Source organism: Litchfieldia salsa, assembly GCF_900104555.1.
GTDB lineage: Bacteria > Bacillota > Bacilli > Bacillales > Bacillaceae_L > Litchfieldia > Litchfieldia salsa.
Map to the genome: position 1 here is coordinate 148,913 of NZ_FNJU01000006.1, position 26,531 is coordinate 175,443.

The following is a 26,531-nucleotide window of genomic DNA, read 5'->3' on the forward strand; positions in this document are numbered from 1 at the left end:
CTTTACAATAAGAAAGAGATGGGCACCTATTTCATCTAGGTGTCTTTTTGTATGAAAAATAGGTATGATAAAAGTATAAATTATGATTGAAGGTAGTTGGTGAGATGCGAAATACAAATTTTAATAATCCTAATGCAAAGAAGGAAAATGTAAAGAAAACCAAAAAAACGCAGGTACCCTTGCGTTTGAATATTCTATTTTTCCTAGTGTTTGTTTTATTCTCGGCACTGATTCTTCGCCTTGGTGTTGTGCAAATTGTAAATGGTGAAAGCTACCAAGAGGAAGTTGATCGGACAGAAAATAAAACCGTTAGTACACCTGTTCCTCGTGGGAAAATTTATGATCGATATGACCGTACAATTGTCGATAATGAGCCATTAAATGCAATTACCTATACACGTGCTCAAGGTGTTTCACAACAGGAATTATTAAAGGTTGCACGTGATCTTGCGAATCTGATTGATATGAAACCCGAAAAATTTACTGAAAAGTTAACAGACCGAGATCTTAAGGATTTCTGGTTAGTATCAAATCCAGAGGAAGCTAAGGAGAAGCTGACAGATAAAGATATAAAAGATCTTACAAATAGTGAGCAATACCAACTTCAGCTTGAGAGAATAACCGAAGAAGAAATTAAGTCAATTATAGACAATATTGATGAATTAGAAGTAGCTGCGATTTTTAGGGAAATGAATAAAGGGTATACCTTAACACCACAAATCGTTAAAAATGTCGATGTAACTCCGAAGGAATATGCGATAGTTAGTGAAAACTTGGAAGAACTTCCTGGAGTTGGCACAATGGTTGATTGGGAACGCAAATACACATATGATTCAACATTGCGATCCATTCTAGGGAAAACAACTACATCTGACGAAGGGTTGCCAGCTGAAAAGCTTGATTATTACCTTGCAAGAGGGTACAACAGAAATGACCGTGTGGGCAAAAGCTATTTAGAAGAGCAGTATGAAGAGGTACTAAGTGGGCAAAAGGCGATTGTTGAGAATATTACTCAGGGCCATACACTTTTAGATACAAATGTAATTTCAGATGGCCAACGCGGTGGTGATCTAGTTCTGACAATTGATATGGACCTTCAACAAGCAGTTGAGGAGATCATTGAGAAACATTTAGCTGCAGCTAAGAGATTACCTGATCATCCTTATTTGGATCGTGCGTTTGTCGTAATGATGGACCCAAACACTGGTGAAGTATTAACAATGGCAGGGAAAAAATATGTGGTGAAGAATGGCAAAGTTGAATTTCAAGATTTTGCATTAGGGGCAATGAATACTGCCTATGAAATGGGATCAGCAGTTAAAGGCGCGACTGTCTTAACTGGTTACCAAACAGGTGTGATTCAACCTTATACTCATTTATATGATGAGCCAATCAAAATTAAAGATACGCCTATTAAAAAGTCCTACACTAATATGGGATCTGTAAATGATCTTACTGCCCTTAGGAGATCATCAAATGTGTATATGTTTAGAGTTGCTATGGGGATAGCAGGAGCAACTTATCGATACAATCAGCCACTTCGGATCGGTGAAGATGCTTTTACAACGATTCGTAGACATTTTAATCAATTTGGCTTGGGAGTTAAAACAGGAATTGATTTACCTGGAGAAACAGCAGGTTTAACGGGGGGAGAAGTAAAGCCTGGACAATTATTGGACTTATCGATTGGGCAATATGATACCTATACTCCTTTACAAATGGCACAATATGTTTCCACTATTGCTAATGGGGGATATAGAATGCAGCCGAAGATTGTAAAAGAAGTCAGACAACCAACATTAGAACAAGATGAAATTGGTCCGATATTGAAACCTTTCGAACCAACTATTCTTAATAGAATTGACATGAATGATCGATATATCTCTCAAGTTCAGGAAGGCTTTAGACAAGTCATGCAAGAATCCGGAGGGACAGCTGTTGGGAAATTTGGTAATAAATCATATAACCCAGCAGGTAAAACAGGTACAGCACAATCAGTTTATTTTAATAGTGAAACAGGATTTTCAACTAAATCATGGAATTTGACTCTTGTTGGTTATGCTCCACATGATAATCCAGAGGTCGCATTCTCAGTTGTTGTACCATGGGTTTATCAAAATAAGAGTAACTATGATATTAACAATTTGATTGGAGCAGAAATCTTGGATAAATATTTCGAATTAAAAACAAAAAATAGATCCGTAACACCTGTATCTGAGACTCCAGAACAAAATCAAACAAATGAATAATATAGAAACTCAGTGAAGACAAAGTTCACTGAGTTTTTTTGCTAGTTCTCGACATGTTTTGTGAAAATATATACATATTTTTACAAAAGTTTACAAAACCTTTACGTTTAATTCAAACCTCGTTAACGTTCCGCCCTTATTCTATTACCTGTAGGACAAAACAAGAAACGAAAAAATAGGGGGAACTAAACAGTATGAAAAACGTAAGAAATCTATTATTATTCTTAGCAATGCTATCTATGGTTTTATTCGCAGCCGCTTGCTCAAATGGAGAAGAGACAACAACTACAGATAAAGAAGAAACTGGTACAGAGACAACTGAAAATACAGAAACTACAGAAGATGCGAAGGCTGAATTAGAAGGAAGTGTAGTAGTTGACGGATCAGGTACTGTATATCCTTTAATGGCGAAACTAGCTGAAAATTATATGACAAACGAACAAGAAAATGTGTCAGTAGAAGTAAGTCGTGCTGGAACAAGTGCAGGATTTAAGAAATTTCTAGTAGAAGAAAACGGAACTGATTTTAATGATGCTTCTAGACAAATTAAAGATGAAGAAAAAGCGTTAGCTGAAGAACTTGGATTAACTGTTAAAGAATTAAAGGTAGCTTTAGACGGTCTGACAATTGTTATCAATCCTGAAAATGATTGGGCTGCAGAGTTAACACAACAAGAAGTAATTGATATATTCTTAGCAAGTGCTGGTAAGAAGAAATGGTCAGATGTTCGCTCAGATTTCCCTGATGAAGAAATTAAAACTTATGGCCCTAACGAAAACCATGGAACATATGAATTCTTCTTTGAAAATATTCTTGATGAGCAAGATTTAGTAGAAAGTATTAATCTTCAACAGGACTATTCAACACTTGTTGATTTAGTATCAAAAGATAAGAATGGAATTGCATTCTTCGGATTTGGTTACTATGTTAATAATAAAGATAAATTACAAGCTGTAAAGGTTGACTTTGGTAAAGGTGCTATTGAGCCTTCACTTGATACAATCAAAGAAGATGGAGATTATGCACCATTTACTCGCCCAGTATTCACTTACTTAAATGAAGAAAATGCAAAAGCAAAACCAGAAGTTTTAGATTTCGCAATCTATGCAATGAAAAACGCAGCTGAAATAGCATCTGAAACTGGATTTGCACCACTAACTGATGCAGAGTTACAAGAATCTGTATCATACTTAGAAGGATTAAAGTAAATTAAAAAATAGGGTGCCTAGCACCAAAAATATTAATTAAAAGTCTAACACTTGTTAAGAATATATAGTGTTAGGCTTTTTATTATGTAAAAATAACCATATTTCAACAAACTAATACAAATTACTTCACAAATTTACAAAACCTTTACAAATGGTTAATTGTTAATTAATAAATTAAGTTTATATTTAGTTCTGTAGGACAAATTAAGAAAAACACCTTTAGGGGGAATCTCAGAAATGAAGAAAGCAAAAAACCTGTTATTACTAGTAGTGATGTCTGCAGTTGTTGTATTTACAGCAGCATGTGGATCAGATGGAGATGCAACAGGTTCTGAATTAGAAGGAAGTGTTGTTGTTGATGGATCAGGTACTGTATATCCATTGATGGCAAGATTAGCTGAAGACTATATGGTAAATGAACAAGAAAACGTATCTGTTGAAGTAAGCCGTGCAGGAACAAGTGCTGGATTCAAGAAATTCCTAGCAGAAGGTGGAACAGATTTTAATAACGCTTCTCGTCATATTAAAGAAGAAGAAATTGCTACAGCTGAAGAGCTAGGTTTATCAGTAAAGGAACTTAAAGTAGCTTTAGATGGTATTACTATGGTTATTAATAAAGAAAATGATTGGGCTACTGAATTAACACAACAAGAAGTAATTGATATTTTCCTTGCGAGTGCTGGCAAGAAGAACTGGTCAGATATTCGTCCGGATTTTCCAAATAAACCTATTACAACATATGGACCAAATGAAAACCATGGAACATACGAATTCTTTTTCGAGAGTATTCTTGATGAACAAGATCTAGTAGGTGGAATTAATTTACAACAAGATTATTCAACACTAGTTGACCTAGTATCAAAGGACAAGAATGCAATTGGGTTCTTCGGTTTTGGATATTATGTTAATAACCAAGATAAGTTAACAGCTGTTAATATTGATTTCGGGAATGGTCCAGTAGAACCATCATTAGAAACAATTAAAGAAGATGGAGCATATGCCCCATTTACTCGTCCTGTTTTTACTTATCTAAACGAAGACAATGCAAAAGCACAACCGCAAGTATTGGATTTTGCAATCTATGCCCTTAACAATGCTGCAACAGCTGCTGAGGAAACAGGATTTGCTCCATTAACAGAAGCTGAATTAGCAGAACAAGCAGAGTATTTAGAGAGCTTAAAATAAAGAATCAGTAGGGAGGTGAGAACTCTTAAGAATCTCATCTTCTTACTATTTATTTAGATTTTCCTCAGTCACTATACATAGAGGATGAAAGGGGTATTCCATTAATGGAAAAGACCGTTAATGTAAGAGAGATCATTAAAAAGAATAAGAATACAATGAACTTCACAAGAGTATCAGAAAAAATGATGCCGAAAATTCTTCTTGGAATAGCAATAATCTCAATACTGACAACAATTGGAATCATTATTACTCTTTTAGCAGAGACAATCGAATTTTTTAACGATGTTTCGTTTATTGAATTTTTTACAGGAACAGTATTAAAGCCATTAGGTGATAATGCTCAATTTGGTGTGTTACCACTTTTAACAGGTACTATTATATCTTCAACGATTGCGATGTTTGTTGCTATTCCTATTGGATTAATGACAGCAATTTTTTTAAGTGAATATGCTTCTGAAAAATTAAGACGTACATTAAAGCCTATTTTAGAAGTACTTGCTGGAATACCTACGATTGTTTATGGTTTCTTTGCTTTCACTTTTGTAACACCATTATTACAAAAAATAGTTCCAGGTTTAGAGTCTACAAATATTTTAAGCCCAGGAATTGTGATGGGAATCATGATTATTCCTATGATTGCATCACTATCTGAGGATGCAATGAGCTCTGTACCAAATGCAATGAGAGAAGGCGCATTAGGTCTTGGATCCACAAAGCTAGAGGTGACATGGAAGGTTGTTATCCCTGCTGCTATGTCTGGAATTGTTGCTTCGTTCGTACTTGGTATCTCACGTGCAATAGGTGAAACGATGATTGTTACAATCGCTAGTGGAAGTTCAAAGAATTTCACCTTTGATGTTACCCAGTCAATGCAAACGATGACTGCTTATATCGTAGAAGTTACTGGTGGGGAGGCTCCAGCAGGTTCAACACTTTACTACAGCTTATATGCTGTAGCGATGACACTATTTGTATTTACACTCATTATGAATTTAATTGCCCAGTATATCTCTCGAAAGTTCAGGGAGGAATATTAAAATGAAATATATCGATTCAACTCAAGTTCAAAAGAAAATGACTTCACGTTTATCAACAAATCAACTTGCAAAATTCTTATTTCTATTAGCAACGTTATTTGGATTAGTTGTCCTTATCGTATTAATTTATAGAATCATAAGCCAAAGTATGGGCTGGATTGATTTTGATTTTATCACTAATAAATTATCGACAGATGCAGAGCGGGCAGGGATTATGGGAGCCATTCTTGGAACCTTTTGGCTGATGATTGTTGTCGCGCCAGTAACTATGCTATTAGGTATCGGAACAGCGCTATATCTTGAAGAGTATGCAAAAAAGGGTCGGTTAAGAGACTTTATCCAAACAAACATTGCCAATTTAGCTGGCGTACCATCGATTGTTTTTGGAATTCTTGGCTTAACTGTGTTCGTAAGAGCAATGGACCTAGGGAATATCATTTTAGCTGGTGGATTAACGATGTCATTACTTGTTTTACCAGTTGTTGTCGTAGCTAGTCAGGAAGCGATACGTTCTGTCCCTAACTATTTAAGAGAAGCCTCATTCGGAATGGGTGCAACTAAGTGGCAAACAATTAAGAAAGTCGTACTTCCTGCATCCATACCAGGAATACTAACGGGTGTGATTTTAGCTCTTTCGCGAGCAATTGGTGAGACAGCTCCACTTGTCGTAATTGGAATACCAGCTTTATTAATTCCGTTACCAGACAATGTTTTTGATAAATTTACAGTATTACCAATGCAAATTTATTATTGGACAATAGATGCTGCGTTAGTTGCAGAGTATGCAAACTTAGCAGCGGCTACAATCGTGATTTTATTATTTGTTTTATTCGTGATGAATTCAATCGCAATTATTATCAGGAATAAATTCCAAAGAAGGTTCTAGAAAATAGGGGGTTATAGGAGTTGACAATCACAATGGAAAATACAAAAAAGAGTGTAAAGGTGTCAATTAATAATAAAAACTCGGCACCTACACCAGAAAATAAAAACATTGTTTATCATACAAAAGACTTAAATCTATGGTATGGAGAAGACATCGCGTTAAAAGGCATTAACCTTCCTATTTATGAAAATGAAGTAACGGCGATTATTGGTCCATCAGGTTGCGGTAAATCAACATATATTAAAACATTGAATCGTATGGTTGAATTAATTCCAATCGTAAAAATTTCTGGAGAAATCTTATACCGTGGTCGAAATATTTTTGATAAAACGTACCAAGTTGAAGACTTAAGAACCAGTGTTGGAATGGTCTTCCAAAAACCAAACCCATTTCCAAAATCGATCTATGATAATATAGCTTATGGACCAAGAATTCATGGAATTCGTGATAAAAAAATCTTGGATGAAATTGTAGAAAGAAGCTTGCGCGGAGCTGCTATTTGGGATGAAGTTAAAGATCGTTTGAAAGAAAATGCTTATGGACTATCTGGAGGTCAACAACAACGTTTATGTATTGCTCGTTGTTTAGCGATAGAGCCTGATGTTATACTAATGGATGAACCTACATCAGCACTTGATCCGATTTCTACTCTTAAGGTAGAGGAATTAATTCAAGAACTGAAGAAGGAATATAGTATTATTATTGTTACACATAATATGCAACAAGCAGCTAGAATTTCTGACCGTACTGCATTCTTTTTAAGTGGTGAGGTAATCGAATACGCGGATACAAATAAAATGTTCTCAAATCCAAAGGATAAGAGAACAGAGGATTACATTACAGGTAGATTCGGTTAAAATAATAATTAAAATCCACTAAGAGGTGACAAAAGGTATGTCCATTAGAGCAAGCTTTGATAATGAGCTGAAGCAATTAAAATCTAACTTAATGGAAATGGTATTGCTGTCTCAAAAAGCGATTGAAGACTCCATTCAAGCATTAATCGACCAAGATGAAAACAAGGCCAATGAAATCATTGCAAATGATCTTAAAATTAATGAATTTGATGAAAAAATCAATCACACAATTATTCAATTAATTGCACAACAACAGCCAGTAGCATCAGATCTAAGAAAAATTATCGCTGCATTAAAAATATCAAGTGATGTTGAACGAATCGGGGATTTGGCGGTTAATATTGCAAAATCGATTCTTCATATTGGAAATGGACCGTTAGTAAAGCCAATTGTTGAAATACCAAAGATGGCTAATATTTCACTTGGAATGCTAACCGATGTAATCGAAGCTTTTAATAAAGAAGACGTTAATCTTGCGAAAGAAACAGCAATGATTGACGATCAAGTTGATGAATTATACGGGAAATTGCTCAAAGAGCTTTTAGAATTAATGACCGTTCATCCAGAATCTCTGCAGCAAATTACGCAACTAGCGTTCATTTGTCGCAATATCGAACGTTTAGGTGACCACACCACAAATATTGCTGAGCATATTATTTTCATGGTTAAAGGGAAAAAATATGATTTAAATGCTTAAAGAAAAGAAAAAGGAGCTGTCTATTGACAGCTCCTTATTTGGTAATAATATCTGCTATTTGTTGAGGAGTCATATCACTCGTAAGTTGATAGGATCCTATTTGGATTTTCCCTGCTAGATTTTGCTCAAGGATATAATTATTTAACTGAGTTGCGTCAGTAATAATACCAACACTTTCTAATAAGCGGGCAATCTCCAAACTATTCATTCCAGATTGGATCTCTAAGGTGTATTTGGTGATGACTTTTTCTTCCACACTCTCCTGAACCTGTTCCTCTTCAACAGGTTTTTCATTTGCTTTTTCTTTGAATTGGACTAGTTCTTCGTACTCTTCTTTTTCAATTAGGACGATGTCATCACGAGTGCTTAAGTATTCTTTAACATCTTCATCTGTTACGACAGGTGGAATTTCCTCTTTGTCTTGAAAGAAATAGAGTCCAGCAAGTATTGATGTTGCTAGTAGGATTCCAGCTGCAAATGTTCTTAAACTATTTCTACTCATTTTGTTCCCCTCGTTTTCTGATTTGTTCCAGAAAATACGCTTCGTCACTCATCTTGAGAGGAGGGTTACTATCCATAAGGTCTGAGGATTCCTGACTCTGGAATAGAGAGGAGATTTTTTCCCGCTCTAATGATGAATGGGAAGAACCAGATGAAGACTGTTGAAAATTGTGTTTAAATGGGGAAGGTTCATCCATCAATAATTCTTCTTCAAGTACACTTATTTTCTTTTTTAACTGATATGTTTCTTGTATAAGTGACATTGACAATTCCTCTACCTGTTCTTCTAAATCTTTTATTGAATCTCTCTTGAAAAAAGAGAAAACTAACAATACGATAGCCAATCCTAATAACGTTATAATGGCTAGTTCCATGAAATCACCTCTTTTAGTGTAAACGACTCTACATATTTATAGCATAAACAAAAGACGCTTACTATACTCAAATAAATAATTAGTCGACAAAAATCACTCATTGTCGTAAATCAGACATGGTGATAAGATAGAGAAGACAAGGACTGAGGTGAAAAGCTTGATAGATGAATCAACACAAATCCCAATAAAAGAGAAATCCGATGATGCTGTCAAACTACAGAATTTTTCAGACAAGTTAGGTCAAATAGTTAAACAAATGAACAGCTACTCTAAATCGGTCCATAAGGAACGCTTCAGATTAATGCTTAAGAATCAATCTTGCATTTATGCATACTGGGATTTGCAAGAATCAACGAAACAACTTGTTGAACATCATTATGGACTTAAATGGCACCAGCTACCTAAGTCAATCAAACTGTATGATATCACTAATCAAACAAACATTCATATGCAAAGTTTTCTAAAGATTGAAATACCAAATGATAACGATTATATGTTTATTACAGACTTATCAACTAACTGTAAGTATGTTGCTGAATATGGTATTAGTTTAAATGATGAATCGTTCTTTTCTATGATTCGTTCAAATGTTGTCGCTACACCTCATGTCTATAGCAAGCATGTAAATCAAGATGCTACTCAGAAGGACTGGATGAATCAAGAACTAGAAGAACATCCATGGCATGACTCATTTAGTACTTATTCATGGTACACAAAAAAATAACTCTTTGCATGTTAGATTTGGAGGAATCATATATTGAATTATATGTACACATCAGTTGTTCTTCATGCGCATTTACCATATGTCAGGCACCATAGTGGAAATGAACTTGAAGAAAGATGGTTATATGAAGCGATTGCTGAATCATATATCCCACTTATTTGGAAATTAGAAAACGACACACATCAAAGAAAATGGACCTTATCCCTTTCTCCAACCCTAATGGAAATGCTTTCAGATCCTCTATTACAAAAACGCTTCTTAGACTATATCCATAATAATCAATTTCTCCTTCAGATCGAACAATTAAACACATCAGAGTCAGAAGAGCTTAATGTAATTACTTTCTATATGGAGCGGTATCAAGCAATCATGGATACCTTTGTTAGCTATAATCATCAACTACTCAATGCATTTATTAAATTTGAAGCACTAGGTAAAATAGAATGTATCACCACTTCGGCAACCCATGCAATATTACCTTATTTAATGACTCAACAAGGGATAAATGCCCAAATTAGAGAAGGAATGAACACGTTTGAGAAGTATTTTGGAAAACAACCAAAAGGTTTTTGGTTACCTGAATGTGCATATAGTCAAGAAGTCGATAAGGTACTAAGTGAGGCAGGAATAAGGTATACATTTGTTGATCATCATGCATTATTAGAAGCAGAGCCCTTGCCTCAGATGGGGAGTGGGGCACCTGTAATTTCTCCGAGTGGTGTTGTGTTATTCGGAAGAAACCAAGAACTATCAAATCAAGTATGGAGTGCAACAGAAGGTTATCCAGGAGATGAAAATTATCGAGAATTTTATCGGGATGTAGGCTTTGATCGAGATGAGTCATATATTAAACCATTTCTTCCTGAAGGAATTAGGGTAGATACAGGGTTGAAATATTTTAAAATTTCAGGCAAAGAAGAGAAGGAATATTATCGAAGAGATTGGGCAGAAGCAAAAGTCAGTGAACATGGTGATGACTTTTTAAAGAGACTAGAAAAAACAATGATTCTACATGGAAAACAATCGTATCCTCCTTATACAGTTGTATTACCGTTTGATGCTGAATTATTTGGGCACTGGTGGTTTGAAGGTCCTGAATGGCTTCATCAGGTTGCTAGTACACATCAAAGCAATATTGAATTTATTACAGGTTCTGATTTTCTCGATCGTCATTTGAAAGACTTGGAAACCTGTCATGTTTCGTTTTCTACCTGGGGTAGAGATGGATATGGGGATGTTTGGTTAAACGAAAAGAATCAATGGTTCTATCGTCATGCCCACCGAATGGAAATGGAGATTATTCATTGGGTAGAAAGCTTAGAAACCTGTACTAAGATAGAGAAGTTGGCACTCGAACAAATGTATCGGGAATGGCTTTTATATTCAAGTAGTGACTGGGCTTTTATGATTGATCAAGGAAATTGTAGAGAATACGCGATGAACAGAATAGAGATTCATCTAAATAGATTCACTTCCATTCTCCAACATCTGAATGAAAAAACGCTAACCTTAGAGATGCTTAATGAATATCGAGTTGAATATCCATTTTTATCATCTGCTAACCTAACATACCTCCAATCTTCTAATGGGGAAAAGTTTGGAGGTATAGCTTCACAGCAGTTAAAATCTAATGGGCTTAAGATTCTCATGCTATCATGGGAGTTTCCTCCCTTAATAGTCGGTGGCTTATCGAGACATGTGTTTGATTTATCCAGAGCACTGGTAAAGGCGGGACATCATGTTACTGTCGTTACCACCTTTGTAGAAGACCATCCAATATATGAAATAATTGAAGGTGTAGAGGTTTATCGTGTAGAGGGAATGAACGCTCATGCTACTGACTTTTTAGAGTGGATTGGCGGGTTAAATATCAGCTTTGCGAAATTAGCGATTGAATTAGAGGCCTTAGTTGATTTCGATATCATTCATGCTCATGACTGGTTAGTCGCCATGTCAGCAACTATGTTAAAGGATATGCTTAATAAACCATTAATTTCGACGATTCATGCTACTGAATATGGAAGAAATAATGGGATTTATACAGATCTTCAAAATAAAATTCATACAAAGGAGGAAGAGTTAACAAAAGCCTCAGATGCTGTGATTGTTTGCAGTGATTATATGGCTGAAGAGGTTACTGAATTATTTAAGCTAGAGGAACATCTCGTCCACGTGTTGCCAAATGGTGTTGACCCTGAGATGCTAGTTGTCAAGAATCAAGGTAAATCAATGGTGGATGAGTATAAGGTTCAATATAGTCACATCATCTTTTCAGTTGGTAGAATTGTTCAGGAAAAGGGATTTGAAACAATTATCGATGCTGCACCGATTATACTTGAGGAATATCCAGATGTGTTATTCCTAATTGCTGGAAAAGGTCCGATGTTACAAGAATATCGGGACAAAGTAGAAAGTCTAAAACTGAATCGAAGTATCGTTTTTGTTGGGTATATTAGTGACGAAGATCGAAATAGATATTTTAATGTGTGTGATATTACATTATTTCCAAGTCTATATGAGCCATTTGGTATCGTAGCCCTTGAAGGAATGGTAGCAGGTAAACCAACAATTGTATCTGATACCGGTGGTTTGAAGGAAATCATTATTCATGGTAGTACAGGTCTGAAAATGGAGCCTGGGGCAAAGGAGAGTATGGCTAAGGAAGTGTTACTGTTATTAAGAAATCCCTCACTGGCTGGTGAGATTGGACTAAGGGGTAAAAATGCAGCCATAGGAACCTACAGCTGGGATAAAATTGCAAATGATACATGTGAATTATTTAAGAAAAAGGTATATAATACAATTCATGTAAGGGGCTGATAACATGAAAGGTGTTATCATGGCTGGAGGAAAAGGTACTAGGCTGCGTCCATTAACTTATCATATGCCAAAGCCGATGGTGCCACTACTTCATACGCCTGTGATGGAATATAGTATTGAGCTTTTAAAAAAACACGGAATTACTGAAATTGCAGTTACAACGGGATACTTAGCTGAAGACATTAAACAATATTTTGGTGATGGAAGTAGTTGGGGAGTTAATTTAAGCTATTTTGATGAAATTTCGCCGCTTGGTACAGCAGGAAGTGTAAAAAATGCAGAAGCTTTTCTAGATGAAACGTTTGTAGTAATCAGTGGAGATATCCTAACTGATTTTAACTTAAGTGATGGGATTAACTTTCATGATATGAAAAAATCTACATTAACTATTCTGATGAAGGAAGTAGAAAACCCATCTGAGTATGGGATTCTTACAACAAATAGTGATGGTAGAGTCAATCGTTTTCTTGAAAAACCTAAATGTCATGAAATTTTTAGTGATTTAATTAATACGGGAATTTACATTGTAAATCCGTCCATTTTTTCACTTATTCCACAAGGTGAGTGTTTTGATTTTAGCAAGGATTTATTTCCACTATTAATTGAGCAAGAGGACAGAGTGTATGGATATTTAACAAATGGTTATTGGTCTGATATAGGCACATTACCTCAATATAAACAAACTAGATATGATTTGTTGAATGATCGGGTGAATTTCAATGTAAGTACAAAAATTGCAAAATAAACAAAATCCGGTGTCATTTAAAAAATTAATAGAAATTTGTTGATAAATAAAAAATATACTGGAATTCCTAAAAAGAAAATGATATGATTGTAAAGTCTGATTTATGCTTTTATGTTTGGAGGGAAATAAAGATGCGTGTTAATGTAACATTAGCTTGTACTGAAACTGGTGACCGTAATTATATTACAACTAAAAATAAACGTAACAACCCAGATCGTATTGAGTTAAAAAAATATAGCCCAAGATTAAAAAAAGTAACTGTACATCGCGAAACAAAGTAAGCAGTAGGGAGAAATTCCTGCTGTTTTTTTTTGTGTAAAAATATTTATAAACGATAGTTGCTGGCAGGAATGCTAGATTAAAATAGAGAATTAGTATGTATACGGATACAGATACAGGGGTGTAGAGTGATGGGTTGGACAATTATCATAGTCGGTTTTATGTTATATGTATGTTTCTGTCTATCAACGATTAAATATCAACTTAAACGAATCATTAATCATCTTAATATAGATGATGAACATAAAGAAACGAAGATTTTAACGAATGAAGAGATAGAGAAGGAGTTAAATGAAAAAGTCTGAAAAGTCACTACATAGATTAAGCTTACCATTTGATAGTGGTTGTTTAGGCTGCGGTTGTTTACCAGGTTCAGCATTGTTACTTCGCCTTTTAGTGGTAGTTTTTTATAAGGCTGGTTTCTAAAAGATAATTGCTTTTAAAGTAAGATAACCTTTAATTTGGTGAAGTTCGTTGATTGGAACGGAAGGTGTGTGACTCCTGCGGGATTTGCAGGAAGGATGAGACCCCGCAGGCACGAGGAGGCTCATCACCTGCCCCGCGGAAAGCACACACCTGGAGTGTAAATCAACACCCTTGGTAAATATCAACAAAGTTTACGAAAACAGCCTTTTATAATAAAGAGATTGTGGAAGGGGGACTTGAAATCGTTACAAAACAAGAGTTACGAAAAAAGATGAGAGAACAACTTAAAAGTATTAATCGCGAAACATATGAAAAATGGTCATCAGAGATTGCAAGAAATGTTACCCTTACAAATGATTGGAAAATAGCGAATACGATTGGCATTACCATTTCAGGGGATCTGGAGGTAGACACTCTAGGATTGATTGAAAAGGCTTGGTCAGAAGGAAAAACGGTTTGTACGCCAAAATGCGAGCATACTACAAAAGAGATGAATTTTAGAAAAATTACCGATTATAATCAACTAGAAATCGTATATTTTTCCTTGAGAGAACCTATTATTGAACGAACAACTCCCATACCACACGATGAGATAGACCTGTTATTTGTTCCAGGATTAGCTTTTACAAAGAGCGGGTATCGTTTAGGACAAGGTGGGGGATATTATGACCGTTATTTAATGAATTATAAAGGAAAGACAACCTCTCTTGCCTTTGAACTATCATTAATAGAGGAACTTCCTATTGAACACTTTGATATACCTGTTCAAAAGCTTATTACTAATAAACAGGTACTATCATGCAAAGGCTAGACTTATGGTTATTCAGATAATTGTTATCTTTATTGTCGCGTACGGAGGTTACCGTGTAAAATCCCTCACTTTTACTGGTGCAGTAGCAACGGTTGGAATAGGGAGTGCAGTTGCCCTTGGTTTCGGATATAAGGGTCTTGGGTTACTCGGTGTATTCTTTCTTACATCAAGTCTTTGGAGTAAATATAAACGTGAACAAAAAAGTTCTCTCCAACAAATGGTTCAAAAAGGCGATCAACGGGATTATGTTCAGGTGCTCGCTAATGGAAGCGTACCAGCAATTGCAAGTATCCTCTATGCTTGGTCCGGTGGAGATGTATATCTTATCGTATTTATCTCTGCTATATGTGCTGCCAATGCCGACACTTGGGCCTCAGAAATTGGTTCCCTTAGCAAGAAACAACCAATATTGGTATCTAGTTTACGAAGAGTTAAGGCAGGGACTTCTGGAGCTGTGTCCTTATTAGGTACGATTGCAGCATTATTGGGCTCGATGGTTATTTCTCTTGTTTCACTTATTCTATGGGAAGAGTTGTCACTGTCGCTTATCTTTATTTTAATCGGTATAGGTTTTTTAGGTAACCTATTTGATACCTTGTTAGGAGCGCTGTTTCAAGTTAACTACATATGTAGTATTTGTGGAATGCAAACAGAAAAAACGTATCATTGTCAGATTAAAACGGATTATCATAAAGGGATAAGATTCTGTAACAATGATTTCATCAATTTTCTCTCAATTTTATTAGCTTCGATAATTGGAGGAATCCTATTCTATATTGGATAATTTGAAAGGTGTGTGTTATTTGTGGCAAATGATGTAAATAGAGTAGTCTTAGTAGGAACTGGTTTCGTTGGGTCAAGTTATGCCTTTGCATTAATTAATCAAGGTGTAACAGAAGAATTAGTTTTAATTGATTTGAATAAGGAAAAATCTGAAGGAGATGCCATGGATCTAAATCATGGTTTACCCTTTGCACCACAGGCTACTAGAATCTGGTTTGGGGATTATAGTGATTGTAAGGATGCAGACATAGTTGTTCTGACAGCTGGAGCTAATCAAAAACCTGGTGAAACAAGACTAGATCTTGTTGAAAAGAATGCAAAGATCTTTAAAGGAATCGTTGATCAAGTAATGGCGAGTGGATTTGATGGGATTTTCATTGTTGCAACAAACCCAGTAGATATTTTAGCTTATGCAACTTGGAAGTTTTCTGGCTTGCCAAAAGAAAGAGTCATTGGATCTGGAACGATACTGGATACGGCAAGGTTCCGTTTTCTATTAGGTGACTATTTCAAGGTTGATGCAAGAAATGTGCATGCTTATATTATTGGTGAACATGGTGATACAGAATTGCCAGTATGGAGTCATGCAGATATAGGTGGAAGACCGATTTTGGATATTGTTAAGAATAGTGAACAATATCATATTGAGGACCTTGAATCAATTTTTGTTAATGTTCGTGATGCAGCATATCATATCATTGAACGTAAAGGTGCGACATACTATGGAATTGCAATGGGACTTGTCCGTTTGACTAAAGCTATTCTTCAAAATGAGAATTCAGTATTAACCGTTTCAGCTTATCTTGGAGGAGAATATGGAACCAAAGATGTTTATATCGGAGTTCCTGCCATTGTGAATAGATCGGGTATTAGAGAGGTTATTCAACAGGATTTAAATGAGTCAGAACGAGTCAAGTTTGCTCATTCAGTCAAAGTTTTAAAAGAGACATTAAATCCTATTTTTAAAAAGGAAGAATAAAGAGCGAAAGGGAGAAGTTTGCAGGTTACTATGCTGAAACTTCTTCTTATTAATTTAGGACTCTTTCTAATTGTGAACAAATACTTTCAATTGTGCTCTTGAAGGATAAAATGAGGCAATTTATCAAAGTATAATCACTAGGAGGGATGTTTAAATGATGAATGGATTGAGTAGACTTGTCTTGTTTGTAGCTGGCTTATATGGGATTTATCGTTATCGTTATCGCATCATGAATCGTGTACTTGGAAATCCTGCTGTGCGAAAAACATTTATAAGAATGTCAATGAGTATTCCCTTTGTTAGAAACAAAATGATGAGTCAAGCTTTTCGATAATGCTATTTAATAGAATGAGGCTGACCTTATAAACGACTCGTTTTTGAGAGAGTGTAGGGTTTAGTCTCATTTTTAGTCACGGGTATGTTTTTAAGGATGTTTTCGTATAGATTGTTGCTTTTAAAGCCGCAGGCTGAATACACTCCGCGTCCGGCGGGTGACCAGTGAGCCTCCTCGTCGCTATTGCTCCTGTGGGGTCTCACTTTGGCCACTGATCCCGCAGGAGTCTACGTGTATTCAGCCTGCTTGTAATTGTCTAAATTTTAGAAAACAGCCTAACTTAAAAAGGGTTGCTTTTTTACAACTAAAGTTTTCCATAGTAAAATGGGGAAAAGACGAGAATCGAATAGGAGAGAAGAGATGGTTTTTCAACAAGATTATCTTTATTGGAATACGATACATCAGCTAGTTGTAGAACATCAATACCGATTGATCCAGCTATCTCAAAGTCAGAATGAAGTTTGGTTAGAATCAAACAATAAAAATGCACCAACACTTGTCCGGATTGTGCGGTATGATCTTGATTGGGCAAACTGGATGCAAAGAGATATGGAACAGGCGGGTAGAAGAATAGAAGAAGTTCGAAAACGAATGAATAAGCGAAAAATGAATGCATTAAATCTTTATATCTCTACTTTTCCACCGGTTGATGAATGGAGAGAGAAAACAGATAAACCACTTCTCATAGGAGCAAAAGAACAGACCTCTCTAATGACAAAGGTCATTCATTCAGAAAATATTCAAGAAGGATTAAAGGACCTTTCAGATATCCTGGGAGAGAAAATCACTCTAGAAATAGAAGGGGTTTTATATGACTATATTCAGGTTGAGGAATTAAAGTCGAAGGTGCTTACAGTTTCAAATGAACGTACCAAACAAGAAAAAAAGATATTTTCATATGGAAAACCTTATTTTACATACCTTTTTATCTTTATACAAATTTTCATGTTTTTAGTATTAGAAGTTAAAGGTGGAAGCACGAATACAGAAACTTTAATTACCTTTGGAGCCAAAGATAATTATCTTCTATTACAAGGAGAATGGTGGCGTTTTTTTACGCCGATTATTTTACATATTGGATTTTTCCATTTAGTGATGAATACATTGGCTTTGTATTTTCTCGGAAGTGCAGTGGAAAAAATCTATGGAAGAACAAAATTTTTAGTTCTTTATTTGGTTGCAGGTTTTGCTGGAACATTAGCTAGCTTTGTGTTTAGTCCTGCAATTTCTGCTGGTGCTTCTGGAGCTATCTTTGGTTGCTTTGGTGCCCTCCTGTTTTTTGGTGTTATTCATCCTTCTCTTTTCTTTCGGACGATGGGTTCGAATGTCATTGTTGTCATTGGTATAAATTTATTAATTGGTTTTATATTCCCGGTTGTCGACAATGCAGGTCATATTGGCGGATTAATTGGTGGTTTTATAGCATCGAGCTTTTTACATTTACCAGGGCAAAAAAAGTATCTGCAAAGAACGATCTCTTTTCTGCTGGCTGCTGCTTTACTGATTGCAATGCTGTATGTTGGCTATCAAGTCCAACCTACCTCCAATGATCCCGCATACGCAGTTCGGTTAGCAAAGACATATATTGAAGAAGACAAAGTTAATGAGGCATATGAACTCTTAATCGAAGCAGAGAAAAAGAATGAGAATATCCCAGCTGAACTTTATTTCTATCTTTCCTTCACCGAAGTACAACTGGGGAAGCTAACAGATGCAAAGGAACATCTTGAAATTGTAACAAAGGAACTACCTACACTACATGAAGCACAGTATAATTTAGCACTTGTTTATTCTAGATTAGAAGAGTATGAAAAAGCAAAATCTTCGATTGAAAAAGCTTTGAATGAGGACCCAGAGAATAAAGACTATCAATCAGTATTGTCAGAAATCAATGACTACCTGGAACATACTGAATAAGCTGAATTGGGTCACCTTCACTTGTTTCAAATAGAATTAAGATATGGCTAGAATCTTTATGAAAAAACAATTGTGGTTCTGAACTTCCAATTGGGTCAATAACTGTTCCGTCCTTCAATTTTATCCCTAGAAAATAGTTTCTATAAATACCTTCCCACAGCTTACCAATGGTTTGCTGTGTTTTTTCATTATCCAATTCAAATAAAGGCTGTTCATTATATTCTACTAATTCGCTAAGTGGGAGCTGATTATAATCGGTTGTGTTGATATCGAAGTGATCGATTAAATTAGCTAAAGCATAAGCTCTGTTTTGTTCGGTTGCATGATCTAATATATCTTTCCACTCTTTTTGAGTGGTTTTTTTAGGTTCGCGAAATGATTCTAATGAACTAAATGACGAGTCAATGACATATAAGTGATCACCACTCATTTTTTGAGTGCTTTTTATATGGTTATCGTCATAATGGATTTCTCCATGATGATAAGAAATCGCTACATAATGACTGCTATCTTCACCGGTGATTTTCGAGTATTGAGCAATTTTTTTGCTTTGATCTTCCCATTCAGACGTTTTTGCTTTTAATCTCCCATCGGAAAATAGCAGGGATACATCCTGTCTTAAAAAAACTTCTCGATCTAATATTGATGTGCTATCCCACTCAAGTATATGCTCGTCTTCATCTTTCGCGTCTATTAAGGTTAGATTGGTTGTAGCAACAGTAAACATGACAGATCGATCTAAAGGGAAAAAAATGATGCTTTCTTGAGTTTCTTCTTTGGTTATGTAGAGAAAACCAGCAAACAAAACTGAACACAGAATTGTACTTATGTAAATGATACGCTTCATCATATTCATCCTCCGAAATGGGACATCCTTTTTTAACAACCTATGAGAACAGGAGAAGAAATATGTGAGAGGACTTATCAAAAATAAAGATAAAAAATAAAAGGTTTTGAATCAGGAGTATATTTCCATTATTTTAAGTGTATAAAGATGAGGTGGATGTATGAATTTGTCTTTTTACGTCCATGATGGATTACTAGGAATAAATGGAACAACGTAAAAGTGTAGATTATGCTGCCTTTTACAATAGATTGGAGTTGTGTTTATGGAAGACCAGCAAAAGGTCATTAAGCTCGTATCCACGAATATTGATGAAAATGTTGCATACCTGAAGGAAAGTCTTGGTGTTGATAAGAGTTTTGATATCATGCATATAGAATTAGAGGAGTATGCAGGTAGAAAAATGGCCATGTTCGTCGTGGATGGATTAATTAAGGATGACATTCTTCATCTTCTCCAAAAGTTTTTACTTACGCAGGATGCTGAAAGCTTAGAAGGCGACACCCTAAATAAGCTCATTAAAAAATATATTCCATATGTAGAAGTAGAAAAACAAAATGATTTAGATAAAGTAGTAGACGGAGTTTTAGCGGGCCCAACTGCACTTGTAGTGGATGGTATTGATCATGTAATCATGATTGATGCAAGAACCTACCCTGTAAGAGGTTTAGAAGAGCCAGATATTGAGCGTGTTGTTCGTGGAGCACGTGATGGTTATGTTGAAACGGTTGTATTCAATACTGCATTGACACGTAGAAGAGTAAGAGATCGGTCACTTAGAATGGAATATATGCAGGTTGGTCGGAGATCAAAAACAGATGTTGTTGTTGGGTACATCGAAGATATCGCAGATCCAGAGCATATTGAATCCGTAAAAAAGGCAATAGAAAAGATTGATACAGATGGTTTACCGATGGGTGAAAAAACGATTGAAGAATTTATCTCAGGTCGACATTTTAATCCATATCCTGTTGTTCGTTACACAGAAAGACCTGACACAGCAGCAGCTCATTTATTTGAGGGACATATTATTATTATTGTAGATGGGTCGCCAAGCGTTCTTATAACTCCAACAACTTTTTGGCATCATTTGCAGCATGCAGAAGAATATCGAAATAAACCAGTAGTTGGAGCTTATTTAAGGTTGGTTCGCTATTTAGCTGTTTGGGCTTCACTGTTTTTATTACCACTGTGGTATTTATTTGCAACAAACCAAGAACTATTACCAGAAGCATTAAAATTTGTTGGTCCTAATGATACAGGACAAGTTCCGATTTTCCTACAATTTATGTTAATAGAGGTTGGAATTGATATGCTAAGGATGGCAGCCATACATACCCCGACCTCGCTTGCTACAGCGCTCGGGTTGGTTGCCGCTATTATGATTGGACAAGTAGCAGTAGAAGTTGGTTTATTTTCAAACGAAGTGGTTCTTTATTTAGCGATTGCTGCAATTGGAACCTTTGCAACACCAAGTTATGAGCTTAGCTTAGCAAACCGGTTAGTAAGAATTGCTTTACTAGTGTTAACAGCAGTTCTAGGTGTAATTGGTTATGTTGGAGGAGTATTCTTATTTATCATCATGCTTGCGAGAATGAAATCATTTAATGTCCCTTATTTATGGCCATTTTTACCGTTCTCGTTCCGCGATTTTATTACTGTTCTATTACGAAAGCCAATTCCTCTTAAGAGAAATAGGCCTCGTATTATACATCCTCAGGACCCGGATAAGTAAAATAATACTAAACAGGTGATTTCCTTAATTGGAGAGCACCTGTTTTTTTGTATAATAAGGTAAAATTAAATATCGTTATGGAAAGGATTCCATTTTCTCAAAGAAAAGACAAACTTTTCACCGAAGAAGTCTTGCTAAAGCGCTTTATTTCAACTAATCTAGTAATGTACGAATTTTAATGGACAGCTATAAGAAGGTGATCACATGAAATCAATGTTAGATATAAGAGCATTACTGAAAAAATACGGATTGTTCATTTATACTGGTGACAAAAAGGCTGATTTAGAGATGATGGAATCAGAAATACGTGAATTATATGAAGCAAAGTTACTTGAAGTAAAGGACTATCAAATGGCGATGTTACTTCTAAAACAAGAAGCTAGAAAACTAATGTAAGTGAGAGACAATACATAGTAAAGGATGTTGATTTGAAATGAATGAAAAATGGTTAGTAGGAATTGATCTAGGTGGAACCACTATAAAAATGGCCTTTATTACTCAATATGGTGAATTTATTACAAAGTGGGAAATTGATACACACAAAGAAACGATCGTGACTGATATAGCAAAGGCAATTGATACAAAACTTTCTGAGTTAGATATGCCAAAGAGCAAGTTAGTAGGAATTGGTATGGGAGCACCTGGACCTGTTAATATGGCAACAGGTTTAATATATGAGGCAGTTAACCTAGGATGGAAGGACTATCCACTGAAATCGCATTTAGAATTAGAAACAGGTTTACCGGCTGTGATTGATAATGATGCAAATATCGCGGCTCTTGGTGAGATGTGGAAGGGTGCTGGTGATGGTTCAAAGGATTTGATCTGTGTCACATTAGGTACAGGAGTTGGTGGAGGAATTATCTCAAACGGTGAAGTTATTCATGGGATAAATGGAGCTGGTGGAGAAATAGGCCATATCACTTCTGTTCCTGAAGATGGAGCAGCATGTAATTGTGGTAAAACAGGTTGTCTAGAAACGGTTGCCTCTGCAACTGGAATCTCAAGATTAGCAGTTGAGGCACTTCAACATTCATCAAAAGCATCAATCTTGCGTGATCAATACGAACAAACAGGAATAATGACATCAAAAATGGTCTTTGATGCATTAGCAGAAAATGATCCTCTTGCAGAAGAGGTTGTGGAAAAAGTAGCTTTTTACCTTGGTTTTGCTCTTGCAAATTTAGCTAACGGCTTAAACCCAGAAAAAATTGTCATTGGTGGAGGTGTTTCGAAAGCAGGAAACATACTCCTTAACCCAGTGCGAGAACAGTTCCAACGTTTTGTGTTCCCAAGAGTGGGTGAAGGTGTATCATTTACAATTGCTCAATTAGGTAATGATGCTGGTGTAATTGGTGGAGCGTGGATTGCAAAAACAAAATTATAAGTAACAGTGAAAGAGAATTCGGTTGAATTCTCTTTTTTTTTTAGAATAAAAGCCACAAACCTGAAAGCGGTACCAACGCTACCAAATATGAGGCAGATGTTTTTGTTGAATATTCAAACTATTACAACATTAATTTTACATGAAACTTTCTTAGAACTTGTACGTCTAATATATGTAATAAATGTGAAAGAATAGTAACTTAAGTGTAAATTAAAACAATTTAGTTAAGATTGATTTTATGTAAAGAAAGTATTAAGATAATGTATAGTCTTCTCCAAAACCCTAAATATGGAAATATATATTTACTTTGGAAAAGTCAAGGAGGTAAAAAGGTAAATGAACAAATCAACTTTTCCTAAAGTACAGTTCTTATTGTTAGCTACTGTATTTATGTGGATAAAAACGTATATTGTATATAAAACTAGCTTTGATATAAAAATAGAATCTTGGATGCAAGAATTTATTTTGTTTATCAATCCATTGAGCTTTTTATTGTTTGTCTTCGGATTATCCCTATTTATGAAAGAAAAACGACGCAATGTATATATCATTATTGTCACTTTATTAGCGTCTGGGATATTATTTGCAAATGTAGTGTTTTACCGTTTCTTTAATGATTTCATCACGATTCCTGTATTACTACAAACTAAAAATATGGCAGACTTGGGTAGTAGCTTCTCAGAGTTATTCAAGTTCAGTGATTTATTGTTATTTCTCGACGTTATAATCTTGATTGCATTGTACTATTTAAAGCCTAACTTTACGAAAATACAATTAATTTCAAAAAAAGAGAGAAGATTCTACTATCTTATTACAGCAGCAGTATTCTTTTTTAATTTGGGCCTATCTGAAGCAGAGCGTCCTGAATTATTAACACGTACATTTGATCGTGAAATTCTTATTAAAAATATTGGGACATATAACTATCATGTATATGACATTGTTTTACAATCAAAATCTTCAGCACAGCGAGCGTTAGCAGATGGAAGTTCTTTTGTTGATATTGAAAACTATTTAAACGCAAATTATAAGAAACCGAGTGAAGAGACATTTAATATGGCTAACGGTAAAAATATAATCCTAGTTTCAATGGAATCAACTCAGAGTTTCGTGATTAATGAGACCGTTGAAGGAGAAGAAATTACACCTTTTTTAAATGATCTAATTGAAGATAGTTACTACTTCGAAAATTTTTATCACCAAACAGCACAGGGGAAAACATCAGATTCAGAGTTTATTCTAGATAACTCGTTATATCCATTAGGAAGAGGTGCAGTATTCTTTACACATGGCAGTAACGAATATACAGCAACACCTAAAATAATTAAAGAGCATGGATACTATTCTTCTGTATTGCATGCAAATAACAAAAGCTTCTGGAACCGCGACATCATGTATGATTCACTAGGATATGATCATTTCTTTGATATTGAAAGCTATGAAGTGAATGATGAAAACTCTGTAGGGTGGGGGTTAAAAGATAAGGAGTTTTTAGAGCAATCTGTTGACCTAATGAAAACTCAACCACAGCCGTTTTATTCTAAGTTAATTACATTAACAAATCATTTCCCATTTGAACTTGATGAAGAAGATAAGATGATTGATGAGTTAACAACTAGAAGTCGTACATTAAACCGATATATTCCTACAGTAAGATATCAAGATGAAGCTTTAAAACACTTTGTTCAAAAATTGAAGGATGAAGGGTTATATGAGAATTCAATTTTAGTATTTTATGGTGATCATTATGGAATTTCGGAAAATCATAATGTAGCAATGGGAGAATTCTTAGGTAGAGAAGTAACTTCATTTGAGTCAGTTCAATTACAGAGAGTCCCATTAATCATTCATATTCCTGGTGTAACAGATGGAGACAAATCAAAAGTGATTTCGGATGTTTCAGGTCAAATTGATTTGAAGCCAACCATTCTCCATTTACTTGGAATTGAAACAAAAAATGATGTTCATTTTGGTGCGGATTTATTTTCTGATAAAAAAGTGGAGTTCACTGTTCTACGAGATGGTAGTTTCATAACAGATAAATATGTATATACAAAGTCTACTTGCTATGATAAGGAAACTGGACTCGAAATAGAAGCAACAAATTGTGAACCATATATGGAAAAAGCTACCCAAGAATTGGATTATTCTGATCAAATTGTGTATGGAGATTTGCTTCGTTTCTATAATGGAACTGATTATAAAGAAGAATTAGAAGAAGCAGAAGTAACTGAATAATAAAGCGAAAAGAGGTATCCTGTTTTGAGGATATCTCTTTTTCGTCTACGGCCTGCGTCTTTTAAAAGCAATAATCTATACGAAAACAGCCAAAATAATTAAGAAATACAAAGACCTTGTATCTGCTTGTTATAATTACGCGATGTTTCTCATATTGTAGGAAGAAGGAGTTTATGAGGAGGATGGTTATGAAGGTAATTGTAAGATTAGGAGATTCATTATGGTATTATAGTCAAATTTTCGGTGTACCATTACAATTAATGATTGATTCTAATCGTAAGGTAAATGCACAGGAACTTGAGATTGGCTCTAAAATAAACATCCCTGGCTTTATAATAAAAAACTACAATATTAAACAAGGCGATACACTTTGGAAGTTAGCAAGAAAACGAAATCTATTACCTGATGCATTATTTATCCTTAATCAAGGAATAGATCCAGAGAATTTACAGGTTGGACAAGAAATTTATCTACCGTCAAGGGTTACAATGCCTATTATAAATGCAAAGCAAAATTATGATTATCAAACATTAATATCAGATTTAAAACAATTACAAGAGATTTACCCATTTTTAAGAGAAACTAGTATCGGAAATAGTGTTTTAGGAGCTAAAATCCCAGAGATTCGTATAGGACGTGGAAAGAAAAAAGTTCATTTGAATGGATCCTTTCATGCAAATGAATGGATCACAACTGCAGTGATTATGAAGTTCATGAATGAGTATTTATTATCACTAACAAATATGGGGTCAATCCGAGGGTTTTATATGGATCCTTTTTATTATGAGTGTACTTTATCTATCGTCCCAATGCTAAATCCTGATGGAGTAGACCTTGTATTGAATGGACCACCTAATGAGGAACCTTATAGATCATCTGTCGTTGAAATAAATAAAGGTAGCCTAGATTTTAAGGATTGGAAAGCAAATATAAGAGGTATTGATTTAAATAACCAATTCCCTGCAAACTGGGAAATTGAGAAAGAACGTAAAGAACCAAAGTCACCTGCACCAAGGGATTATCCTGGTGACGCACCATTAACTGAACCAGAAGCGATTGCAATAACCCAATTAACCAAAAAGCGAGACTTCAATCGAGTGCTGGCATTTCATACTCAAGGAAAAGAAATTTACTGGGGCTATGAAGGTGCCGAACCAAGAGAAGCAGAACCCATTGTTCGAGAATTTGCAAGGGTAAGTGGTTATAGAGCTGTGAGATATATAGATAGCCATGCAGGCTATAAGGATTGGTTTATACAAGAATATAAACGACCAGGTTATACAATTGAACTAGGAGAAGGGGTCAATCCTTTGCCTCTTAGTCAATTTGATGAGATTTATCAGCAAAGCCTTGGAATATTCCTTGCATCCATGTACATGTAAAAAAATAAGATTAAAAACTGCCAGGCACCACAAGTGGGACAAATTTCGTCCTACCTGTGGTGCCTGGCACCGTTAGTGGGACGAAATTTGTCCCAGGGGTAAAGAAAAAATATTTATTTTAAAATCGGTTTTT

25 protein-coding genes and 1 pseudogene are annotated in these 26,531 nt (G+C 35.3%); 23 read left to right on the forward strand and 3 right to left on the reverse strand.

Features of this window, described 5'->3' with window-relative positions:
* Positions 1-104: 104 nt before the first annotated feature.
* The 7 genes from BLQ56_RS13515 to phoU all read left to right on the forward strand — a co-directional run bounded on the left by BLQ56_RS13515 (position 105) and on the right by phoU (position 8,119).
* Entirely contained in the window at positions 105-2,249 is a 2,145-nt protein-coding gene (locus tag BLQ56_RS13515) for a peptidoglycan D,D-transpeptidase FtsI family protein (protein WP_090855169.1), read from the forward strand.
* 194 nt (positions 2,250-2,443) lie between these two features.
* The gene (locus BLQ56_RS13520) at positions 2,444-3,457 is read left to right on the forward strand and encodes a PstS family phosphate ABC transporter substrate-binding protein (RefSeq protein ID WP_090855172.1); all 1,014 of its coding nucleotides are present in this window, start codon (positions 2,444-2,446) and stop codon (positions 3,455-3,457) included.
* A 237-nt stretch (positions 3,458-3,694) separates the two neighbouring features.
* Positions 3,695-4,642: a PstS family phosphate ABC transporter substrate-binding protein gene (locus BLQ56_RS13525; RefSeq protein WP_090855175.1), complete on the forward strand. Its 948-nt coding sequence runs from the start codon at positions 3,695-3,697 to the stop codon at positions 4,640-4,642.
* Between the two features lie 104 nt (positions 4,643-4,746).
* A complete protein-coding gene (pstC, locus tag BLQ56_RS13530; RefSeq protein WP_090855178.1) occupies positions 4,747-5,679 on the forward strand; it encodes a phosphate ABC transporter permease subunit PstC in 933 nt (310 codons plus the stop codon).
* Position 5,680: 1 nt separating this feature from the next.
* The gene (gene pstA, locus BLQ56_RS13535; protein ID WP_090855181.1) at positions 5,681-6,565 is read left to right on the forward strand and encodes a phosphate ABC transporter permease PstA; all 885 of its coding nucleotides are present in this window, start codon (positions 5,681-5,683) and stop codon (positions 6,563-6,565) included.
* 32 nt (positions 6,566-6,597) lie between these two features.
* A complete protein-coding gene (gene pstB, locus BLQ56_RS13540) occupies positions 6,598-7,422 on the forward strand; it encodes a phosphate ABC transporter ATP-binding protein PstB (protein ID WP_090855461.1) in 825 nt (274 codons plus the stop codon).
* 37 nt (positions 7,423-7,459) lie between these two features.
* The gene (phoU, locus tag BLQ56_RS13545; RefSeq protein ID WP_090855185.1) at positions 7,460-8,119 is read left to right on the forward strand and encodes a phosphate signaling complex protein PhoU; all 660 of its coding nucleotides are present in this window, start codon (positions 7,460-7,462) and stop codon (positions 8,117-8,119) included.
* 34 nt (positions 8,120-8,153) lie between these two features.
* Here phoU and BLQ56_RS13550 read toward each other — a convergent pair whose 3' ends face one another.
* Together BLQ56_RS13550 and BLQ56_RS23550 are read right to left on the reverse strand one after the other, a co-directional pair.
* Entirely contained in the window at positions 8,154-8,621 is a 468-nt protein-coding gene (locus BLQ56_RS13550; protein ID WP_090855188.1) for an MltG/YceG/YrrL family protein, read from the reverse strand.
* Positions 8,614-8,994 (reverse strand): hypothetical protein, encoded by a 381-nt coding sequence (locus BLQ56_RS23550; protein WP_175490299.1) that lies wholly within the window; start codon positions 8,992-8,994, stop codon positions 8,614-8,616. Before BLQ56_RS23550 ends, BLQ56_RS13550 begins: the two co-directional genes overlap by 8 nt.
* A gap of 157 nt (positions 8,995-9,151) precedes the next feature.
* On the opposite strand from BLQ56_RS23550, the gene BLQ56_RS13560 reads away from it, so the two are divergent.
* From BLQ56_RS13560 to BLQ56_RS13600, 11 genes and pseudogenes are all read left to right on the forward strand, one after another.
* Positions 9,152-9,718, forward strand: coding sequence for a DUF4912 domain-containing protein (locus tag BLQ56_RS13560; protein ID WP_090855191.1), 567 nt, complete (start codon positions 9,152-9,154; stop codon positions 9,716-9,718).
* Between the two features lie 42 nt (positions 9,719-9,760).
* A complete protein-coding gene (locus BLQ56_RS13565; RefSeq protein WP_238457267.1) occupies positions 9,761-12,538 on the forward strand; it encodes a 1,4-alpha-glucan branching protein domain-containing protein in 2,778 nt (925 codons plus the stop codon).
* A 4-nt stretch (positions 12,539-12,542) separates the two neighbouring features.
* Positions 12,543-13,238 (forward strand): annotated as a pseudogene (locus BLQ56_RS13570) (nucleotidyltransferase family protein); the annotation flags it as partial.
* A 176-nt stretch (positions 13,239-13,414) separates the two neighbouring features.
* Positions 13,415-13,564, forward strand: a complete 150-nt coding sequence (gene rpmG, locus BLQ56_RS13575) for a 50S ribosomal protein L33 (RefSeq protein WP_090855200.1) — start codon at positions 13,415-13,417, stop codon at positions 13,562-13,564.
* 129 nt (positions 13,565-13,693) lie between these two features.
* On the forward strand, positions 13,694-13,867 hold the full coding sequence (locus BLQ56_RS23555) for a hypothetical protein (protein ID WP_175490300.1): 174 nt from the start codon (positions 13,694-13,696) through the stop codon (positions 13,865-13,867).
* On the forward strand, positions 13,854-13,988 hold the full coding sequence (locus BLQ56_RS24080) for a hypothetical protein (protein ID WP_274380233.1): 135 nt from the start codon (positions 13,854-13,856) through the stop codon (positions 13,986-13,988). The genes BLQ56_RS23555 and BLQ56_RS24080 overlap by 14 nt, the downstream gene beginning before the upstream one ends.
* A 223-nt stretch (positions 13,989-14,211) precedes the next feature.
* Positions 14,212-14,799: a 5-formyltetrahydrofolate cyclo-ligase gene (locus BLQ56_RS13580; protein ID WP_386756448.1), complete on the forward strand. Its 588-nt coding sequence runs from the start codon at positions 14,212-14,214 to the stop codon at positions 14,797-14,799.
* A gap of 4 nt (positions 14,800-14,803) precedes the next feature.
* Entirely contained in the window at positions 14,804-15,583 is a 780-nt protein-coding gene (locus BLQ56_RS13585; RefSeq protein ID WP_090855203.1) for a DUF92 domain-containing protein, read from the forward strand.
* Between the two features lie 21 nt (positions 15,584-15,604).
* Complete coding sequence (locus BLQ56_RS13590; RefSeq protein WP_090855206.1) at positions 15,605-16,561, forward strand: L-lactate dehydrogenase; 957 nt, start codon at positions 15,605-15,607, stop codon at positions 16,559-16,561.
* 154 nt (positions 16,562-16,715) lie between these two features.
* Positions 16,716-16,895: a hypothetical protein gene (locus tag BLQ56_RS13595; RefSeq protein WP_090855209.1), complete on the forward strand. Its 180-nt coding sequence runs from the start codon at positions 16,716-16,718 to the stop codon at positions 16,893-16,895.
* Positions 16,896-17,255: 360 nt separating this feature from the next.
* On the forward strand, positions 17,256-18,812 hold the full coding sequence (locus tag BLQ56_RS13600; protein WP_175490301.1) for a rhomboid family intramembrane serine protease: 1,557 nt from the start codon (positions 17,256-17,258) through the stop codon (positions 18,810-18,812).
* On the opposite strand, the gene BLQ56_RS13605 is transcribed toward BLQ56_RS13600, so the two are convergent.
* Positions 18,784-19,659: a hypothetical protein gene (locus BLQ56_RS13605; protein ID WP_139163096.1), complete on the reverse strand. Its 876-nt coding sequence runs from the start codon at positions 19,657-19,659 to the stop codon at positions 18,784-18,786. The genes BLQ56_RS13600 and BLQ56_RS13605 overlap by 29 nt on opposite strands.
* Positions 19,660-19,921: 262 nt before the next feature.
* Between BLQ56_RS13605 and BLQ56_RS13610 the strand changes: the two genes are divergently transcribed.
* The 5 genes from BLQ56_RS13610 (at position 19,922) to BLQ56_RS13630 (ending at position 26,398) form a co-directional block, all read left to right on the forward strand.
* Positions 19,922-21,391, forward strand: a complete 1,470-nt coding sequence (locus BLQ56_RS13610) for a spore germination protein (protein WP_090855218.1) — start codon at positions 19,922-19,924, stop codon at positions 21,389-21,391.
* 204 nt (positions 21,392-21,595) lie between these two features.
* Complete coding sequence (locus tag BLQ56_RS13615; RefSeq protein ID WP_090855221.1) at positions 21,596-21,787, forward strand: YqgQ family protein; 192 nt, start codon at positions 21,596-21,598, stop codon at positions 21,785-21,787.
* 37 nt (positions 21,788-21,824) lie between these two features.
* A complete protein-coding gene (locus BLQ56_RS13620; protein WP_090855224.1) occupies positions 21,825-22,778 on the forward strand; it encodes an ROK family glucokinase in 954 nt (317 codons plus the stop codon).
* A gap of 336 nt (positions 22,779-23,114) precedes the next feature.
* Positions 23,115-25,016 carry an LTA synthase family protein gene (locus tag BLQ56_RS13625; RefSeq protein WP_090855228.1) on the forward strand — a complete coding sequence of 634 codons (1,902 nt, stop codon included), beginning with the start codon at positions 23,115-23,117 and terminating at the stop codon, positions 25,014-25,016.
* Between the two features lie 188 nt (positions 25,017-25,204).
* Positions 25,205-26,398, forward strand: a complete 1,194-nt coding sequence (locus BLQ56_RS13630; RefSeq protein WP_090855231.1) for a M14 family metallopeptidase — start codon at positions 25,205-25,207, stop codon at positions 26,396-26,398.
* Positions 26,399-26,531 lie beyond the last annotated feature (133 nt).